The organism is Pseudomonas syringae KCTC 12500 (assembly GCF_000507185.2).
Taxonomy (GTDB): Bacteria; Pseudomonadota; Gammaproteobacteria; order Pseudomonadales; family Pseudomonadaceae; genus Aquipseudomonas; species Aquipseudomonas syringae.
Map to the genome: position 1 here is coordinate 3,013,983 of NZ_AYTM02000002.1, position 19,833 is coordinate 3,033,815.

At 60.6% G+C, this 19,833-nt stretch carries 12 protein-coding genes; 9 read left to right on the forward strand and 3 right to left on the reverse strand.

Translation table 11 applies throughout. The features are described 5' to 3' along the window. Window positions 1-12: 12 nt before the first annotated feature. Entirely contained in the window at window positions 13-6,138 is a 6,126-nt protein-coding gene (locus tag V476_RS13685; protein WP_024959648.1) for a membrane-targeted effector domain-containing toxin, read from the reverse strand. Between the two features lie 301 nt (window positions 6,139-6,439). On the opposite strand from V476_RS13685, the gene V476_RS13690 reads away from it, so the two are divergent. Genes V476_RS13690 through V476_RS13720 form a run of 7 tightly spaced genes read left to right on the forward strand, consistent with a single transcriptional unit; the run spans window position 6,440 to window position 14,564 of the window. Further along, a complete protein-coding gene (locus V476_RS13690; protein ID WP_003431977.1) occupies window positions 6,440-8,197 on the forward strand; it encodes a carbamoyltransferase family protein in 1,758 nt (585 codons plus the stop codon). Further along, a complete protein-coding gene (locus tag V476_RS13695; RefSeq protein WP_004409426.1) occupies window positions 8,181-9,311 on the forward strand; it encodes a glycosyltransferase in 1,131 nt (376 codons plus the stop codon). Before V476_RS13690 ends, V476_RS13695 begins: the two co-directional genes overlap by 17 nt. Continuing rightward, a complete protein-coding gene (locus tag V476_RS13700) occupies window positions 9,311-10,207 on the forward strand; it encodes an antimicrobial resistance protein Mig-14 (protein ID WP_024959649.1) in 897 nt (298 codons plus the stop codon). The genes V476_RS13695 and V476_RS13700 overlap by 1 nt, the downstream gene beginning before the upstream one ends. Continuing rightward, window positions 10,204-11,613: a PIG-L family deacetylase gene (locus V476_RS13705; protein ID WP_024959650.1), complete on the forward strand. Its 1,410-nt coding sequence runs from the start codon at window positions 10,204-10,206 to the stop codon at window positions 11,611-11,613. The genes V476_RS13700 and V476_RS13705 overlap by 4 nt, the downstream gene beginning before the upstream one ends. A gap of 30 nt (window positions 11,614-11,643) precedes the next feature. Further along, a complete protein-coding gene (locus tag V476_RS13710) occupies window positions 11,644-12,600 on the forward strand; it encodes a glycosyltransferase family protein (protein WP_003414423.1) in 957 nt (318 codons plus the stop codon). A 31-nt stretch (window positions 12,601-12,631) separates the two neighbouring features. After that, window positions 12,632-13,405 carry a glycosyltransferase family 2 protein gene (locus tag V476_RS13715; protein ID WP_024959651.1) on the forward strand — a complete coding sequence of 258 codons (774 nt, stop codon included), beginning with the start codon at window positions 12,632-12,634 and terminating at the stop codon, window positions 13,403-13,405. Then, complete coding sequence (locus V476_RS13720) at window positions 13,395-14,564, forward strand: hypothetical protein (protein WP_004414793.1); 1,170 nt, start codon at window positions 13,395-13,397, stop codon at window positions 14,562-14,564. The genes V476_RS13715 and V476_RS13720 overlap by 11 nt, the downstream gene beginning before the upstream one ends. A gap of 48 nt (window positions 14,565-14,612) precedes the next feature. On the opposite strand, the gene V476_RS13725 is transcribed toward V476_RS13720, so the two are convergent. Continuing rightward, window positions 14,613-15,251, reverse strand: coding sequence for a BUD32 family EKC/KEOPS complex subunit (locus V476_RS13725; RefSeq protein WP_003346808.1), 639 nt, complete (start codon window positions 15,249-15,251; stop codon window positions 14,613-14,615). A gap of 115 nt (window positions 15,252-15,366) precedes the next feature. On the opposite strand from V476_RS13725, the gene msbA reads away from it, so the two are divergent. Together msbA and hldE are read left to right on the forward strand one after the other, a co-directional pair. Beyond that, entirely contained in the window at window positions 15,367-17,169 is a 1,803-nt protein-coding gene (gene msbA / locus V476_RS13730) for a lipid A export permease/ATP-binding protein MsbA (RefSeq protein ID WP_003346807.1), read from the forward strand. A 128-nt stretch (window positions 17,170-17,297) separates the two neighbouring features. Further along, a complete protein-coding gene (gene hldE / locus V476_RS13735) occupies window positions 17,298-18,722 on the forward strand; it encodes a bifunctional D-glycero-beta-D-manno-heptose-7-phosphate kinase/D-glycero-beta-D-manno-heptose 1-phosphate adenylyltransferase HldE (RefSeq protein WP_003404685.1) in 1,425 nt (474 codons plus the stop codon). A gap of 121 nt (window positions 18,723-18,843) precedes the next feature. On the opposite strand, the gene V476_RS13740 is transcribed toward hldE, so the two are convergent. Further along, complete coding sequence (locus V476_RS13740; RefSeq protein WP_003414433.1) at window positions 18,844-19,800, reverse strand: hypothetical protein; 957 nt, start codon at window positions 19,798-19,800, stop codon at window positions 18,844-18,846. Between the last annotated feature and the right edge of the window lie 33 nt (window positions 19,801-19,833).

The following is a 19,833-nucleotide window of genomic DNA, read 5'->3' on the forward strand; positions in this document are numbered from 1 at the left end:
GCATCGGTATCCTCAGGTAATGCGCGTAAGGTTCATCGCTTCGAGTGCTGCCACCAGTGCATCGATGTCGTCGAAGGGTTTGAGGTGGATGCGCGGCCAGCGCAGGCGTTCGATGTACAGCTTGCCTTCGGCATTGCGCAGCACCGGTGTGTGGTGAATCCAGGTGTCGCGTGCGCGATGAATGATGGTTGGCAGATTGCCTTCACCCTCCTGCACCAGAAACATTCCCGGCCTGGAAAGGCGGTTTTCGATGCTCGGCAGCCTGACCGGCTGTGACCGCAGCACCTCCATCTCCACCCGATAATCAGCTTTGATGTAGACCTTGTCATCCGTTATGCCACCCGAGACGAGCTCCCCCGGATCCAGCGTTATCCCCCTCGAATGCCCCTGTGTCACATCGACGACCCGCAGGCCGATCCCGCCTTGCAGTTCGGCGACGCCAGGCACGACGCCCTGATAGGTATTGGAATGGCTGTTACCGACCAGCGCGATCCACTTGTGCGAGCCCATCACCTCCTGATGCCTGCGGATCGTGCGCGAGGCAAAGTAATTCATCATTTGCTGGCGGGTAATGGACTGTTCCCCGGCAATGCCTTTGAGGTGGTAACTGCTTGCGCAATCGATGGCACGAATTTCCAGACCCTGCTGCCGCGCCCCGATAATCAGCCGCTCGAAGGTGTAGATGCCGTCCGGATCGGTATGATGCCCGCGGTCCAGGGTTTTCAGGTCATGCAGCAAGGTTTTACTCATTTGCCCGGTTTCGAGGAAACGATCCAGATCTGCCTGATGCAGGTCGCTCAACAGGTGCTCCATGTACAGCGTTTTGACGTTCTGCTGTGACAGCAACGGCAGGTTGTCGATGATCAGCTTTTTGCTGGCGACCGAAGCGTGTGACTCGCCAATGACCAGGCCTTCGGCATGGCGATACAGGGTTTCTAGCAGTCCGGCAGTGCTTGTCTGCGGTGCGATGGCTGGTAACGTCGGGCGAGGCGGCAGTTGAGCTGAGCTGATCCGGGCGGCGTCCTGTTGTAGATTCTTGCGCAGCAGGTCGAATGTGTTACGCACAGTGTCGAGTTCGATGTCTTCAAAAAAATACTCCATATCAAGGCCCTTCTTTTCGAAGTTCGCCAGGTTATGCAGCGTTGCTCTGGTCTCCAGCGGCATTTCATAGGTGGCATCGGTCAGCGATTGCTGAATGGCCGTCATCGGCCTGTCAACGCTCCAGTCATCGGGGTCGACGCGCAGCCAGGTATCGTTTTCGTCCAGAACAAACCCGTACTCGCCCGCCCAGCGCTCACCCTCGGCAACCGCGGTCGGGTCGCCCAGCTCGCGGATCAACAGGTTATCCAGAGCGGTAGCAGGGGGCAGTGGCTTGGCGGGCAGCGTCGGGTCGGCAAACGCTATGCTGAAGTCGCAGCGCGTCGGTGTGTGTTCATGCGCCCCACTCGCGCCTTGCCTGATGCGGGTCGGACGTCCGGCGGGAATGTCCTTGACGTGAACACTGACGGCTCCCTGCATTTCGGCGATGCCGGGCACCTGATCGTGAGTCGTGGCCAGCTTCTGGTCGAGCAGCGCTACCCAGCGCTTGGCAGAGGCCGGCTCGATATCGTGGCTGATGAGCCTGTGCCCGAAGAAATTGCTCATTTTCATGGCCGCTGTCGGGTCATCGGCAGCCGCCAGCACGCTGTGGCCGAGAAACGGATAGCTGATCGACGAACTGAACGGGCGCACTTCGATCCCGTAGAGGTGGGCTGCCTTGATCAGGTGGTAGTAATCGAATTCGCTACTTGCGTTGTTCAGGGCGCCGCGATTGGCCTCTTGCAGGTAATACTTGAGTTCATGAGAGCCAGAGCGGCTTTTTTTACCGAGTTGGCGATACCGGGCCAGCTTGCGCAGGTGTTTGTCGGTCAGCAGGTGCTCGATGTACAGCACCTCGACACGCTGCTCGGCGAGCAAGGGCATGTTGAGCAGCAGCAGACGCTTGCTGGCCACCGATTTCGGGGCCTCGCTGAACACCAGTCCGCTACTGTGACTGAAGATGTGCTTGATGAGCGTGTCGACACTGCCGGGCAGGCCATAGGCGGGCAGGGTCGGCCTGGGTGGAGGCGTGAATCGGGCAAAAAAGGCCTGGGCGTCCTGATAGAGTTGTTCCCGACGCGCCGTGAAGGTCTGGCGCACCTCGGTGAAATACGTTTCGAAATAGACTTCCAGGCCTGCGCCGGTCGGGTCGAACACTTCCTTGTTGATGACAATGTCCAGGTGCGCGCGCATGCCGCTCGGCATCTCATAGTCGCTCAAGGTATTCAGCGAGCTTGAGCTTGCGCTGGCTTCCTCAGGTAGCGGTCGATAAGTGCCCGGAGTGTCCAGCCCGCCGCCGCGCAGGCGCTGTCGTTCGACAAGCAGCCACTGACCCTGATCATTCAGGCGAACCGGCTGTTTGCCGAAGAAGGCGAACGGATTGGCCGGGTCGATGATCTGCCAGTACCGCCAGTAGGCGTCGTACTGAACCTCAAAGGCCTGGTCTGAGAGCTGGATATAGTATTTTCCATTGATCGCATGCACGCCTTTTGCGTGACCCTCGGCGATACGTGGCACGTTCTCCAGAGAGATGTCGACGGCCAGATCGATGCGCAAACCTGATGGCGCGCGCTGTGCAGTCGGGGGCAACGGGAGCAGCGGCTGCCAGGCGCCTCCGATATCGCGCGCAGCGAACTGGCCGGTTGCCAGCGGCGGTGCCGAGGCGACATGGGACGCCTGGAAAACCGCAGCATGCCCATGAACGTTGGGCTTGCCGAGCAGAAATACTTGCTCTTGCAGCTCTACCGGGTACAGGTCCTCGTAACGCGGCAGGGAAGGCTGGCGCTGGAACGAGCGCAACACCGGGGTCGAATGCTGGCCGTTCTCAAGCTGGTGCAAAACGCCCAGTCCTTTCAGACCCACCAGCAAATCGCTGCCTGCACCGAGGCCGTTGAACAGTGCCGACAGCATGTAGTTCGTGGCGCGCTCCCGGTCGCCTGCGCTCAGCGCTGCCAGTGCCTGCCCGCTGTCATGCAATGAAACCAGACTGCCCACCGCAAAGCTTGCCGGCGGAAAGGGCAGGGTCAGGGCCGTGGCAATGATTTCGACACTGACCCAGATCAGCTTGGCCAGCATGTCGTGGCGGCCGCTGGTGGTTTCTTCCACATCGCGCAACCTGCGCTCCAGCGGCCGGTTGAAGCAGGTATCGGCAACGTCTGAAATGAATGCCCTGGGGATGGCCGGAGGCTTGTTGGCGTTGCCCTTCTGCATGTCCCGCAGGAAGAACGACAGGGTGCGGCGTGCCTTGATGCGGCAGCGATCCTTGTAGTAATCGATCATCCCTTCACTATCCAGCGAGCTCACGAAATCGCTGAACAAACGGAATTCGATACCGTCAGGTGCCTGCGGCGTATAAAGCAGCGCGGCGTGACGGATCTGCGTCGGCAAAATGATCAGGCAACCCTGAACGGTTTCGATGTGGGTCAGCAGCGGGCTGGGGATAACCAGTTGATCGACATCGGTCAGTCCCGAGGCGATCAGGGGTTTATCCACGTGTATTTGCAGGGGGTAAAGGGGGAAGCGCTCCCGTGAGGCCGAGTCGCTCAGGTGTGCGTTATCCAGTGATTGCTTGAGCCAGACATACTGCGCAGGCTCGACATGACCTTTCAGCAGGCTGCGCAGCGCAGCCGCCTTCATCTGCAGTTGGGTGATCATGACGCTGTACTGGCGACGGTAGGCATAGCCATCGTTTTCGCTGTTCAGCAGGGTGTTTCTGATCAGCGCAATGTACTCGTCCGCCAGCCACTGGCCACGCACCGAGCCTGCAACAGCTGCGGGTGACAGCGCGCTCAGGTCGATACCCTCCGGGCCGCTGAACGTGGCGTCGGTGGCTGCTGACGTGCGCAAGGGGTCGATGCTGTCGTTGTAGCCTTTGAGCAGCATGTCGGTGTAGGTCAGCGTTTCGCGCTCGCTGGTGATCACGATCAGGTCAGGGTCTACCGTGCCGGCAGGGACACCCAGCAGTTTGCCGATCTGCTGGCTGGCACGCTGGTGTACGTAGTCCTGGAACGGCTGAACCCTGGTGTGCGGCTGGGCCTGATAGTTGCCGAGGGCGCCCTCGATGGCGTGTTCAACGGCGAGTAATTCCCGGCGCTGGGCGCGGCTGGCGCGCAGGTACCAGTCCGGGGTATGGCGGGCCTGTTCGGAGAGCAATACGCGAGTCTGTTCGTCGGTAAAACTGCGCAATGCCGTCTCGCAATCGGGGTGATCGATGAACTGCAGAAATTCCTTTGCAGGCTGGGGTTTCTCGCGGAGGGCCGTCAGTTGCGCGTCCAGTTCCGGGCGCGCAGTGACCTCTACCTGATCGAGCAGCCAGGTAGTCATTGTGGGCGATGCGGTCCAGCCAATCACCTCATGCAGCAGTTGGGTTTGGGTGTCGAAAGCCTTGAAATACTGGTGTCCGGGCGCCTCGCTGGCGAACATGATCAGCCGTTGCGTCTGGCCTTGAGCATTCTGCTTGCGAAACACCAGCAATCTGGCCATCACGTTGCGGTCGTTCAGTTTGATCTGCTGCACGCGCATCGTGGGATCAGGCGCACTCTCTGGCGTGCTGGTCAGCGCTGCGACAATGGCAAAATCCTCGGGCTGGATATGCCCCTGCATCTTCGCCGCCCAGCCCAGCGTAGTCAGTCGGGTCCGCGCCAGTGCGCGCAGCATCTGTTGATTGTGTTCCTGCTGATAGGCCTCGCGTTGAAACGTGGCAAACACCGCGCGCAGGTTGAGCTCATCAATCACGCCTGCAAGGTAGGCCGGGGTCAAGGCCGAGTAGGCGGCGTCCAGCGGCTGGCCATCGAGGGTGATGAGCGTCTGGTCGAGGAAGTCCGAGCCTGCTGTCTCGTCACCCGGATGCAGGCCATAGAGCGCCAGTTCGGTCAGCGGCAGCGTCACGCGGTAGGTCTCGCTCGTCGCTGGCAGCGTGCGACGGGTGTCGATGGTCAAGGCCCGCGGGTCCAGATCCTCGCCCAGATCATTGGCCAGGCGCGTGCGCAACTGCATTTCGGCAAACTGCTCCGGGGAAGCTGCGCCGCCCAGTACGCTCAGCATCGCAGCATGTGCCGCGTCGTAGCGTTGCAGGTGCAAGGCATAGGTCTGCAGGTCAGCCGCGCTGGCGATCTTCATCCATTCGGGCAAGTCTCGCTGGTATTGACGTTGTCTGTTGCTCAGTTCCCGCAGTTCAAGCATGGCGGCGGGGCCCAGCAGGCCAGGCATGTCGATGGCCTGCTGGATCAGCGACTGACGCTTGAGCCGATCCTCCGTGCCCGGCTGTTCGCAGGCGTAACGGATGTCGTTGCGCTGCTTGTTCAGCAACCGGTCGAACGCGTGCTTGAACGGTGCCGTGGTAACGGGCTGCAGTTGCACGTCGGCAGCGGTGAAGGGCTCCAGGTACAGGTCGGCGTCCTGAACTATCTCGGCCAGCCGCTCCTGATGCTGTCGTTGCGCGTTGCCGAGCAGCGTATCGCGCAACGTTGGCGTGTTGAGCCACTGCGCAAGTGTTTCGAGCAGCATGGCCTGTGTGGCAAAACCGGTGATGCCGAGACCTGGCAGCATCAATAACGTGCGCCCCTGATCCTGGGAAATCACCAGTACGCCGGCCATTTCAATCTGTTCGTCATCATGCAGCTGCACCCACAGCGTCGAGCAGGCGAGCGCCGGGCCGTGCGCCTGCTCGGGTGACTCGGGCAAACAGGCCAGGTAGACACTGTCGAGATCGCGCTCATGAACCCTGACGCGGGCTTCGTCAAGCATGGCCCGTTGCAAGGCCGGTACCAGGCGGTCGCGACGGCTTTCACCGGTTTCGCCCGGGTCCGTCCAGTAGTCGTCGATCTGTTGCAACAGGCTGAAGATTTCCAGTTCGCGCTCGGACACGTCAGCGCCGGTGAGTGCGCTTAGCAAGGCTTCGCCAGCCTGGGGCAATGCGTTTAGCTCCCTGGCCAGAAGGGTGCGCAGTTCGTCGAGCCTTTTCAGCGCTGCGGACGCGTCAGGCCAAGTATCGCCGGGCGTCATCGGCACAGGGCTCGGCGTTGAAAGGGTGAAATCCAGAGAGAGTGGTGTATGTGTCATGACAGGCTTTCCATTGCGCCAGGCGCTGAGGTTTGATCGACGGCCTTGGGGGCTGCGACTAAAGGCCTCAATTAATCAGATGCAACGGGCAGCAACGCCGTAGATAAATATGCTGCGTGGCGAAAGAGACGTTTCGTACACCGTCTGGCGGGCCGCCTTGGGTGACATTTCAGCGCGTCGAGCCAATCGTTGGTCATTACGCTATAATCCCGCCCTTTAGCTGCCCTCAGCCCGCTGTGCGGGGGCACACCTTTTCTCGGGCGCCCTGCGCCTGCATGCAGACTAAAGAGGCTAGACACTAGTGGCATTGACGATCCTTGGCCTGTCCGGCGCCCTTAGCCATGATCCTTCCGCAGCGCTTTACATCGACGGCAAGCTGATTGCCGCGGCCGAAGAAGAGCGCTTCGTTCGTGACAAGCACGCAAAGAACCGCATGCCCTACGAGTCGGCGAAGTTCTGTCTGGAACAGGCAGGCATCAAGCCTTCGGACGTCGACGTGGTCGCGATTCCGTTCGCCCCGATCAGCCTGTTCGGCAAGGCCCGCTGGCATTACGCCAAGCGTTACTGGTACGCGCCGGATCGCGCCCTCGATGCGCTGCTGATGGGCAACCGCCGTTACAAGCGCTACCGCAACAAGATTGTCTGGTGCCTCGAACAACTGGGCTTCGATCCGAAGAAGATCAAGATCGAGCCGGTCGAGCACCACCTGGCCCACGCTTCCAGCGCCTACCACTGCTCCGGTTTCACCGAGAAAACCGCGATCATGGGCATCGACGGCAAGGGTGAGTACGCCACGACCTTCTTCGGCTATGGCGAAAACGGCAAGATCCACAAGATCAAGGAATTCTTCGATCCGGACTCGCTGGGCGGCCTGTACGGCGCGATTACCGAGTTCCTCGGTTTCGAGATGCTCGATGGCGAATTCAAGGTCATGGGCATGGCGCCGTACGGCGATGCCAGCAAGTATGACTTTTCGCGTCTGGCGACCTTCGAGAATGGCGAACTGGTCATCAATACCGAGCTGGCCAACGTCATCGGCCTGCGTCGCTACAAAGAGAACGGCAAGGGCTTCTACTTCTCGCCGAAGCTGATCGAATGGCTCGGCCCGAAACGCGTTGGCGACGTGGCCGACGAACCCTATATTCATTACGCGGCGAGCATGCAGGCGCTGTTCGAAAAGCTCGCGCTGCAGATGATGGATCACTACCTGGGCGACATCCTCAAGGAGACCGGCAAGATCGCTTTCGCCGGTGGCTGTGCGCTGAACGTCAAACTGAACCAGCGCATCATCGCCCGCCCTGAAGTCAAAGAGCTGTTCGTGCAGCCTGCGTCCGGCGATGCGGGTACGGCGGTGGGTGCTGCGGCTTATGTATCGCACGCCCGCGGTGTGCCGGTCGAGAAGATGGAACACGTCTACCTCGGCCCTGCGTACAGCAACGAAGACGTGATCGCGGCCTGTGCCCGTCACCCGAGCAAGCCGGTCTGGCGCCAGATCGACAACACGCCGGAGCGGATTGCCGAGATCATGGTCAAGGGCAACCCGGTTGCCTGGTTCCAGGGGCGCATGGAGTTCGGTCCGCGCGCGCTGGGCGGTCGTTCCATCATCGGTTGCCCGAGCGTCACCGGCGTGGCCGACCGCATCAACCATCAGATCAAGTTCCGCGAGCGCTGGAGGCCTTTCTGCCCGTCGATGCTCGACACCGTCGCCCCGCAGATGATCAAGATCGATCACCCGGCGCCGTTCATGACCTTCACCTTCGAAGTGGCCGAAGAGTGGAAAACCCGCGTTCCGGAAGTCGTCCATGAAGATGGCACCTCCCGTGCTCAGGTGCTCAAGCGCGAATACAACCCGCGTTACTACGACATGATGAAAGCGCTGGAAAACCTGACCGGCAATGGCGTGTCCCTGAACACCTCGCTGAACCGCCGTGGCGAACCGATGATCTGCTCGCCGACCGATGCGCTGAACATGTTCTTCGGCTCGGACCTCGAGTACCTGATCATGGAAGACATCCTGGTGGTCAAAGAGGGCGTCGAGGCTTATGACACGCTCGGTTGAACGACACGTACTGCAGTTCTGTCACGGCTATGACGGGCCGTTTCTGGACTGCGCGCGGCAATACGCCAGCCTGTTCGCCGGCAAGGGCTATCGCGTAACGACAGTGTTTCTGACCGGTGCCGCCGATCCGGATGTCGTGGCTGACTGCGGTTCGGACGAAGTGCTGTTCATGGAGTACAGCTCCAGTGCCATTCGTGGCCTGAAGCTGGGCGCCATCCGCGACCTGCGCAAGATCGCCGCGACGCGCTCGTTCAGCTTTTGCATCGCGCACCGCTTCAAGCCGGTGTACATCGCCCTGCTGGCAACGAAGCTGCCGGTGATCGGTGTGCATCATGCGTTCGGCGATTACCACCGGCGCAGTCGCAAGCTGTTCGCCAACCTGTTTCGTAAGCGCCTGAGCCTGCTGGGGGTTTCCGACGCGGTTCGCGACGACATGCGCAGCAGCCTGCCCAAGTGGCCGGCCGAGCGCATTCAGACCCTGTACAACCGGATCGATGTCGAGCAACTGCAGGGCAGTCAGTTTTCCGCTGAAGATGCCCGCGCAGAGCTGGGCCTTTCGGCGTCGGCCTGGATCGTCGCCAATGTCGGTCGCCTGCATCCCGACAAGGATCAGGCCACGCTGTTGCGCGGTTTTGCCGAAGCGCTGCCCGATCTTCCCGAGAACAGCCAACTGGTGATTCTCGGCAAGGGTCGCCTGGAAGAAGACCTCAAGGCACTGGCGCTGGAGCTGGGCATCGGCCCGCAGGTGCTGTTCCTCGGCCAGGTGCCTGACGCGCGCCGCTACTTCAAGGCCTTCGACGTGTTCGCCTTGAGCTCGGACCACGAACCGTTCGGCATGGTCCTGCTGGAAGCGATGGTCGCCGGTGTCCCGTTGGTTGCAACCTCATGCGGCGGCGCGAAGGAAGTGGTCGAAGACGTTGGCCTGCTGTTTCCGCTCGGTGATGTGCACAGCCTGGCACACGGCCTGGTGCATATGGCCGGCCTCGATGCCGAACAACGTCAGGATTGTGCCGAGCGCATGCTGTTGCGCTTGCGCGAACGTTTTTCCGATCACGCTGTGCGTAATGTCTTCTGGCGTCTGCCGCAAGTCTCCAGCCTGACAGCGGGGGCCTGATGCTCAATCGATTCAAGGGCTGGCGCGAGCGTGGCTGGGTGCAGATCGATGCGGCTGCCTACGAGCAGGCCTGGCAGCGGTTTGGCGGCAGCGTCGCCACTCATCCGCTGGTGGTCGCGCGTCTGTCGGCATTTTCCGGCATCGCTGTGCGTTACCTGGCCTGGGAGCAGGGCGGTGAAGTGAAGGCGGCGATTGCCACCTGGGGGCGCTCGCTGGCGCTGTCCAAGGACGAGCTCAAGCGCCACGGCAAGAAAGGGTTGTTCGACCTGGGTAATGCCGAGCTGATTCTGCCGGTGGCCAACGATATCGAGGTGCCGGTCCGGCACCGGGCCCGCTATGTGTCGTCGCTCAACGAAGGCCGCATCAGTACCTTCAAGCCACAGACCGAATCCTTGGCGATGGCGCGTACGCCTGAAGAGCTGTCCAAGAAATTTCGTTACAACCAGCGTCGTGAGCTTCGCTTGCTGGAAGAGGCTGGCGGGACGGTAAGGCCTGTCAGCGAGTTCAGTAGCGCCGAGCTGGCAAGTATGTACTGCGATCTGTTTCAGCGGCGCTGGGGCTTCGAGGCGACCGGTGCCCGGCACAAGGCCGAGGTCATTGAGCTGTTGCGCGAGCTGCTGATCGGTTCGGTGGTGTTTCTCAACGATGCGCCTATTGCCATTCAACTGGTGTATCGCGTCGAAGCGCCGCAGTGGGTCAGCATCGAGTACGTCAACGGCGGTGTCGATCCCGAAACCCGTGATTTCAGTCCTGGCAGCGTGCTCAGCTTCGTCAATACCCAGTCCGCCTGGGAGAACGCCCGTGCGCAGGGCAAATCACTGCGTTTTTCCTTCGGTCGTGCCGACCGCGAGTACAAGGACCGATGGTGCAACCCCGTTCCGGTGTTCCAGATTTGAGTCGCAAGCAGCAATTGCTCAAACGCCATCGCCGTAACAAGCGGCTGGCGTTGCTGGGTGGGCTGCTCCTGTTGATCGCGGTGGGCGTGCTGGTGGCTTGGTGGCTGGCCCCGCTGCTGGCCGTGTGTGCCTGGGTCGCTCATGAGGCCTGGTTCGCCGATCATCTGTTCTATTCGCCGTCTGACGGCTATCAGTACACCTTTGCTGCCGAAAGCGAAGTGCCGGGTGTACGCCTGGACGGCGGCACGTTGCTGATCGACCCCGCTTTGCAGCTGAACGGCGACGAGACGCTGATACTGGCGCTGACGGTCAAAAGTACCTGGCTCGGGCGTTTTCTCGACCCTGTGGTCGAGCTGCAAGGCCAGGGCCTGAACGACCAGCAGGCATTCGAGCGTGGCGTCTGCGGCGTGCGCTATCTGAACCTCACCGGGCTGGGCGAGCCGCTGGCCGCAGGTGTGCTGAAACTGCGCGGGCGTTGCTGCCGTCTGGCCGGCACGCCGCGGCTCTGGCTGTTTCGTCAGCCGGATGCGCGAAAACAGCGTGTCATGGTCATCGCACCGCACGCCGACGATGCCGAGCTGGCCGCTTTCGGGCTTTACAGCCAGGCCGAGGAAGCGTGGATCATCACACTGACCGCCGGTGAGATCGAGGCCGAGCATTATCAGCAGATGGGCATGGAGCGCGCCGAAGCTGCGCGCATGAAAGGCCGCTTGCGGGCCTGGGACAGTATCGCCGTGGCGCGCTGGGGCGGGGTGCCCGAGTCGCAGTGTGTGCAATTGGGCTATTTCTGCCTGCAACTGCCTGCCATGCAGGCCGCGCCGGATACGCCGATTGGTTCGCGTGAGGCGGATCTGACCGATACCCGCCTGTTCCGTCAGTTCAATACCCTGCCATTGCCCGGCGACAACGGCCAGCCGACCTGGAATAACCTGCTCGCCGACCTGCGCGCGCTGATTCTCAAGGCCCGGCCGCAGGTTGTGGTGATGCCGCACCCTGCCATCGACCCCCATCCCGATCACATCTGCGCCCAGGCTGCGGTGCGTGAAGCCCTGCTCGGGCTCGAATGGCAGCCGGACGTGGTGCTCGGTTATGCCAATCACCTGCACGACAACGACCGCTGGCCGATGGGCGATGCCTACAGCGGCATCAGCCTGCCGCCGGTATTCGATGCCACTCTGGCGCTGGTGCCGTACAGCCTTCAATTGTCGGTCGCCGCGCAACGCGACAAGGCGATGGCGCTGGGGATGATGCATGACCTGCTGCCGCCGATGCCGTTCAAGCGCCGTGTGCGCCGTGCGCTGCAGCGGGTTCTGGCCGGTCGTCACTGGCCGGCCGAGGGCGAAAACGAATTCTTCCGCAAGGCGGTGCGACGACACGAGTTGTTCTGGTGCAACCGTGATCTCTGATTCAGCAGGCGCAGTACTGCAAGGAAAACCATGAAAGTTCTACTGCTGGTCCAGAAAGAGCAGCGTGCGATTCTGGACCGTCTCTATGACGGCATCGCCGCACATTGTGAATGCGAAGTGCGCTGGCTGAGCTCTGCGGAGCAACGCAACCTGCGTGGTTATTTCCGCCGTGAGGTGGACGTCAGCCGCTATGACCGGATCGTGTTTTTCCTGCGTTTCAAGCAGGAAGTGCGTCAGGTCGGCTTCATCCGCACGATTCCCAATCTGGTCATCCTCGAACACGATGCCTACCAGAACTACATTCCGTGCAAATACACCGGCAAGTTCAGCGCGCACTATCGCAAGCTGCCTTGGGCGCGAGTGATCTGCTCGGGGTTCATGGTCAGCGAACGGCTGCGCCAGGAAGGCTTCGATGCGGTGTTCGTGCCCAAGGGCTATGACCAGAGCCTGCTGCAGTTGCAGGCACGCGAGCGTGACATCGAACTGGCTTTCGTGGGCAGCACCAACAGCGTGGCCTACAGCGGTCGCAAGGCGTTGCTGGATGAGTTGGGCCAGGTCGAGAATCTGCTCGTCACGCGGACCAAGTCCGGCGAAGAGTATTGCGACACCCTGAACCGCATCCGTTTTTTCGTCAGTGCCGACGTGGGCATGGGCGAGTACATGATCAAGAATTTCGAGGCCATGGCGTGCGGCTGCGTGCTGCTTGCCTTCGATCAGGGCGCTGAAGAAAACCGCGCGCTGGGCTTTGTCGACATGCACAACATCGTGCTCTATCGCGACATTCCCGAACTTCGCGAAAAGCTGGCGAAATTGCGCGATAACGTCACACTGGCCAGTGAAATATCTCGTAATGGGCAGACTTTGGTCGAGGAACGCTTTACATTCCATGCCCTCGGAAAAGCCATCGTGGACGCCATGCATGCGCCACTGCGCAGCATGCCGGCGGCGAGCTGGATCGATCGTCTGCGTTCACGATTGGGATGGTAGGGAATTATGAATATTCAATGATTGGGAACGAATGATGGTATTCAGCGAAAACAGCGACATTACGCTGGTGGTCACCAGCTGTGGTCGATTCGACCTGTTGAAGCGCACCCTGGAAACGTTCGACCATTTCAACACTGCGCCCATACGCCATGTGCTGATTACCGAAGACTCCGGCGATGCCCGTGTCCAGGCGTGCATTCCCGAGCACTGGCACCCGCATACGCGTTTCATCATCAACAACCCCAAGCTGGGGCAGATGCGCTCTGTCGACGCGGCCTATTCGCTGATCGAAACGTCCTGGGTGTTCCATTGCGAAGACGATTGGGATTTCTACCGTCCGCACTTCATCGAAGAGTCGATGACGCTGCTGAAACACGATCCGCAAGCCTTACAGGTCTGGTTGCGCAGCTACAATCACGATCTGCGTATCCACAGCCCTTACGTTTACCTCAACGAGCGTGAAGTGGTCGAGGGTATTGCGTTTTACAAGCTGGGCTCGCACAAGCCTGAATGGCAGGGGTTTTCCTTCAATCCGGGGCTGCGCCGCCTGGCTGATTACCTGCAGCATGCGCCTTATGCCGGGCACGGTGGTGAGAAGAAACTTTCACAATTATTCGCTGCGCAAAACCGTTACGCTCTGATTCTGGAAAATGATGCCGTGTTGCACACCGGGTTTGGTGAGCACGTGGAGTTGCCGCAGGAGCGGCTTGACAAACAGCGTCGCAAACGTCGGGATCGCGTCAAGCTGATCGTCGCTGTGCTCGCTGGCCTAGTAGCAGGTTGGTTGCTTAATAATGTCAGTTGACCCGATAAGAATGCCCGGCAGCAAAGTACAGCAGTATTTTACGGCTGCCATCGTCATCTTCCTGCTGAGTTTCATCCTCAACCCCTCAGCCAAGATCACCAACAATCTGTTTTATGCATTCACGGCGCTGCCGGGCTTATTCTTCTTGATCAAGTACCGCGGCGCTGGCGTGTTTGCCAAGCCTCTGGGCATTGCCTGGGCGGTGTTCATGGCCTGCTTTCTGGTCCCCGCGCTACAGGCGCAGGAGTTCCAGTATTACAAGCACATCATCTACGTCAGCCTGTTTGTCTTTGTCGTCGCCGGGATTACCGACAACGGCTTCTTCAGACGCGGGGTTTTCGTGCGCAGCATGTTCTGGGCGCTGTGCCTGTACATTCTGCTGAGCAGTATTCACAGCTGGGTGACCGGGCAGTTCGAGTTCGGCCAGCGTGTGGCGATTCTGCCTGGGCGAATGGAGAACGTGATCTACGCCAGTGCCTGGCTGGTCTGCAGCCTCGCGTTGGCCATGCCGTTGTGGGCAAAAGAGCGTCGCTGGGTCGAGGCCGTCTGCGCCGTTCTTGTCACGCTGGTGATAACCGCCTTTATCGTGCAGACACGTACTGCGCTGGTGGGTTGCGCCGTTCTGTTTGCTGTCTGCACCGCCTATGCGCTCTACCGTTTCCCGCTGCGCACGACAGTGGTCTTGCTGGCGCTGGGCGTCGTGGCGGCAGCCGCCTTCTGGTTCGTCAAGGATGAACAGTGGGTCGCCCTGCTGATGGTCAGAGGTGATTCCTATCGCATCGAGCTGTTTGAAATCATGACCGGTGAATGGCGTCGCTGTGGCTGGATGCTGGGCTGCGGTGTGGATTTCTACACGACCCAGACCCTGACGGGCGGCATACCGATCCAGCACCCGCACAATATTTTCGTGTCGCTGGGGCTGTACACCGGCGCCGCTTCGCTGGTGATGTTTCTGGTCGTGATGGCGATAACGCTGTGGGACTCCGTGCGCAATGGAGATGCCTGGGGTCTTTACCTTGTGTGCGCGTTGGTCATGCTTAACTTCGACGGAGCCCAGTTGGTCGGCAATCCAGACGAGCTCTGGGTACTGGTGCTGTTACCGGCGTCCATGGTGTTGGGGCGAGTGGTGCAGACGCATCGGCTCAGGCAGCAGCAATAGCCTCAAAAAAATGGCCGCTTCGAAAGCGGCCATTTTTCATGGGGCAGGTTATTGAACAGCCTGCGCCAGTTCAGAGGTGTCGCAGAGGGTCTGAGCGCTCATGTAACCATCGAGAAAGGCCGGGTTGCCGTTGTCTAGCAGCCATTGACGGTCTTCCTGATAGCGCAGCATGTGCTTGAAGTTGCGCAAGCGAAGGCTTTTGCGCAAGGCGCGGCGATAGGTTTTCATGTCGGCGATGTCAATCAGGCCGAGGCTGCCTTCGGGCGTGAGGATCACGTTGCCAAGATGGGCCGAGCGAAAGTAGATGCCTTTTTCGTGCAGCCCGGCAATAAAGCTTCCCAGTTGCCTGCGCAGCTTGTCGTCGGCCACCGCACTGCCCAGTAGCTGGCGCAGGGTGAAGCCAGCCAGCGGATCATAATGCACGGCATCGCGCTCGATCTCGGCGATGCGGCTGACCGAGCGTATGCGTGGGCAGGGAATGTCGCGTTTGGCCAGCGTTTCACAGTTGTCTGCGAAGCGCTGCGCGTAGGGGTACCAGGCTGCTGAGCTGACAAGGCGTTTGCGCCGAAACAGTTTCAGCATGGAGCCGTCACGCAGGCGGAGTACCTTGTCGCCCGTGCCGTCGGCTTCAAGTACTTCGGCACCTTGAACCTGTTCAAGGTAATGGGCGTGGTCAAGCGCTTGCATCGATACTCCGGTTTTTACGCCCTTGGTAATGGACGAGCCGCCTATGTTACCGCAGCAGGCAGCCGCGAAAACCGCTGTGATACAATTCGGCCTCTTTTTAACACGACGGATTCTCATGACAACCTCCGAATCGTCCGCAACCTCCAGCGTGAAAATCTATTTCCGCCTGTTGTCTTATGTGCGTCCGTATGTGGGCATTTTCCTGCTCAGCATCATTGGTTTCGTGATCTTCGCCTCGACCCAGCCGATGCTCGCCGGCATCCTGAAATATTTCGTCGATGGCCTGACCAATCCTGAAGCGGTGCTGTTTCCCAATGTTCCTTATCTGCGCGAGTTGCAGCTGTTGCAGGCCGTGCCGCTGCTGATCGTGCTGATCGCCGCATGGCAGGGGCTGGGCTCGTTTCTGGGCAACTATTTCCTGGCAAAGGTTTCCCTCGGGCTGGTGCATGACCTGCGCGTAGAGCTGTTCAACAAGCTGCTGGTGTTGCCCAATCGCTACTTCGATACGACCAATTCCGGCCATCTGATCTCGCGCATCACCTTCAACGTCACGATGGTGACCGGTGCAGCCACCGATGCCATCAAGGTGGTGATTCGCGAAGGCCTGACCGTGGTGTTCCTGTTCATCTATCTGCTGATGATGAACTGGAAGCTAACGCTGGTGATGCTCGCGATTTTGCCGTTGATTGCCGTCATGGTCGGCACCGCGAGCAAGAAATTCCGCAAGCAGAGCAAGAAGATCCAGGTGGCGATGGGCGATGTCACGCATGTTGCCTCGGAAACCATTCAGGGCTATCGCGTAGTCCGCAGCTTCGGTGGCGAGTCCTACGAGCAGGCGCGCTTTGCCCAGGCCAGCAACAGCAACACCAAAAAGCAGCTGCGCATGACCAAGACCGGCGCCATCTACACGCCGATGCTGCAACTGGTGATCTACAGCGCCATGGCGGTGCTGATGTTCCTCGTGCTGTTCCTGCGTGGTGAAGCGACTGCGGGTGATCTGGTCGCCTATATCACCGCTGCGGGCCTGCTGCCCAAGCCGATTCGTCAGCTGTCGGAAGTCAGTTCGACGATCCAGAAAGGCGTCGCCGGTGCCGAAAGCATCTTCGAACAGCTGGATGTGGAAGAGGAAGTCGACACCGGCACCATCGAGCGTGAGCGCGTGACCGGCCACCTCGAGGTGAAGAACCTCAGCTTCTTCTACCCGCAGACGGCGCGTCAGGTGTTGAACGACATCAGTTTCTCCGCCGCGCCGGGACAGATGATTGCCCTGGTAGGACGCTCCGGCAGCGGCAAGTCGACCCTGGCCAACCTGATTCCGCGTTTCTACGGGCACGACATGGGCAACATCCTGCTCGATGGCGTCGAGATCAACGATTATCGCTTGCGTAACCTGCGCAGGCACATCGCTCAGGTCAATCAGAACGTCACGCTGTTCAACGACACGATTGCCAACAACATTGCCTACGGCGATCTGGCCGGTGCGCCGCGTGCCGACATCGAAGCGGCCGCCGCTGATGCGTACGCCAAGGAGTTCATCGACCAGTTGCCGCAGGGTTTCGATACCCAGGTGGGCGAAAACGGTGTGCTGCTGTCAGGCGGTCAACGCCAGCGTCTGGCCATTGCCCGCGCGCTGCTCAAGAACGCCCCGTTGCTGATTCTCGACGAAGCCACCTCGGCGCTGGACACCGAGTCCGAGCGGCACATTCAGGCGGCGCTGGATCACGTCATGAAGGGCCGTACCACGCTGGTCATCGCCCACCGCCTTTCGACCATCGAGAAGGCCGACCTGATTCTGGTCATGGACGCCGGGCAGATCGTCGAACGCGGTACGCACTCGGAGCTGCTGGCGCAGAACGGCTATTACGCCCGCCTGCATGCCATGGGGCTGGACGAGCCGGCTCCGGTCGGCGCTGTCTGACCTGACTTTCACCGGGCGGACCCAGGCGGTCCGCCTGCCTTTTGAGCGGCGTGATTCAACAGCCTGTCGGTTGCAAACCCCTGTGCTAAGATTCCGCCCCTGTCCATTTTTCAAGTACGGGTTGTTCCATGAAGCTATCCATGCCGCGCTTTGATCAGGCCCCTGTCCTGGTGGTGGGCGATGTCATGCTCGACAGATACTGGCATGGTGGTACCTCGCGTATTTCCCCTGAAGCGCCAGTGCCTGTGGTCAAGGTCGATCAGATCGAGGACCGTCCGGGTGGCGCTGCCAACGTGGCCTTGAACATCGCTGCGCTGGGCGCACCCGCTTCGCTGGTCGGCGTGACGGGGGATGACGAAGCTGCCGAGAGTCTGACCAACAGCCTCAAGGCTGCTGGTGTGCTGGCGCGCTTTCAGCGCATCGCCGATCAGCCGACCATCGTCAAACTGCGTGTCATGAGTCGCCACCAGCAATTGTTGCGTATCGATTTCGAAGAACCGTTCAGGACTGACCCGCTGGCCCTGAGTGCAGAGGTCTACAGCCTGCTGGATGGCATCAAGGTGCTGGTCCTGTCGGATTACGGCAAGGGCGCACTGAAAAACCATCAGGCGCTGATTCAGGCCGCCCGCAAGCGCGGCATTCCGGTGCTGGCCGACCCCAAGGGCAAGGACTTCGCGATCTATCGCGGTGCCAGCCTCATCACGCCGAACCTCAGCGAATTCGAGGCCATCGTCGGTCATTGCGTCGATGAGGCGCAACTGGTCACCAAGGGTGCGCAGTTGATGCAGGAGCTCGATCTCGGCGCGCTGCTGGTGACCCGTGGCGAACATGGCATGACCCTGCTGCGTCCTGATCAGCAGGCGCTGCATCTGCCGGCCCGTGCCCGCGAAGTGTTCGATGTGACCGGTGCTGGTGATACGGTGATCTCTACCCTGGCGGCAGCGATTGCTGCCGGCGAAGAGTTGCCGCATGCGGTGGCTCTGGCCAACCTGGCGGCGGGCATTGTGGTCGGCAAGCTGGGTACCGCGGCCATCAGTGCCCCTGAATTGCGCCGGGCCATTCAGCGTGAAGAGGGCTCCGAGCGCGGTGTACTGGGCCTGGAGCAACTGCTGCTGGCGGTCGATGACGCACGCGCGCACAAGGAAAGGATCGTTTTCACCAACGGCTGCTTCGACATTCTCCACGCCGGTCATGTGACCTACCTGGAGCAGGCGCGCGCCCTGGGTGATCGCCTGATCGTTGCCGTCAACGACGATGCGTCCGTCAGCCGCCTGAAAGGGCCAGGCCGACCGATCAACAGCGTTGAGCGGCGCATGGCGGTGCTGGCAGGTCTGGGGGCCGTGGACTGGGTCATCAGCTTCCCGGAAGGAACCCCTGAAAACCTGCTGACCCACGTCAAGCCCGACGTGCTGGTCAAGGGCGGTGATTATGGTGTCGATCAGGTGGTCGGTGCCGATATCGTTCAGGCGTACGGTGGCGAAGTGCGTGTGCTGGGGCTGGTGGAAAACAGCTCTACTACCGCGATCGTCGAAAAGATTCGAGGGCAGGGGTAGGGGTAGGGGTTAGCTGCAAGCTGCAAGCCAAAGCAGATCAAATCAAAAGGCTTGAGGCTTGAGGCTTGAGGCTTGAGGCTTGAGGCTTGAGGCTTGAGGCTTGAGGCTTGAGGCTTGAGGCTTACAGCTTGCCACTAATGGAGTGCAACAGCTCTCGCGCCTTGCCGGTCAGGCGTTTCAGCCCTGACTTCTTCGCTGGCGGGGCCATGCCCTGCTGACGTAGCCAGTCTTTCCAGCGAATCCGCTCTTCACGCACCACCCAGCCATCCTGCGCGGCGAAACTCTCGGCCAGGTACAACCCTCTCGTGCCGGCCGGAATCAGCTTGTCGCGTTTGAGCGTGTACAGCTCGGGCAGGGGCGCGCCATTCTCCAGCGGCATGAGGTACAGGTCAGGTTTGCTGCGGTTGAGGCGGGCGACCAGTTGATCGTTTTCCAGAGCTTCGTCGACATGGAAAAGGCTGACCGGGCGCGCCTCCTTGGGGATTTCCAGGCGCATGTCGTAAATCAGTTGCAAGGACGCCGTGGGCAAATGCACATAGGCCCGTGGACGTTCCAGCAGGGTCAGGCTGCCGGTTCGCACCGGTCTCGCGGCGCCAGAGAGGGGGCTCAGGCGAAAGGGCATGGCCTCGCGATAGTGCAGCGCGGCGGCGTAGGGCGCAGGCAGCCAGGTCTCCTTGAACAGTCCGCTGAGCCAGCCCTGCGGTGTTTCGATCAGGCACTCTTCGGCCACTTCCTGAATCGCGGTGTGCAGCGGCAGTGTCAGCTCATGGGCCGGGACATAACCCGAGATCAGCTTGAGCACGACGTCGCCGCGATCCTGACGACGCTGGCGAACCAGTACCCAGTAATCGCGATTCTGCCAACTGACGGTCAGGCGAACGGAGACCCCCAGATTGGCCAGTTCGGTGGAGAAACGTTCGGTGTCCGGCACGTCGATCTTGCGCCGCCGCTGCAAGGTCTGCGCGAAGTTCATCGGCATGCCGACACTCTGGTAGCTCAGGCTTTCCGCAGTGGCCTCGACAAACAGCGGCAGGGTCTTGAAGTTGCTGGGGTTCTTCCGGATCAGTGTTCGCGGCATAACGGCTCCTTCTTGCGTTGGGGTCGGCCGCCT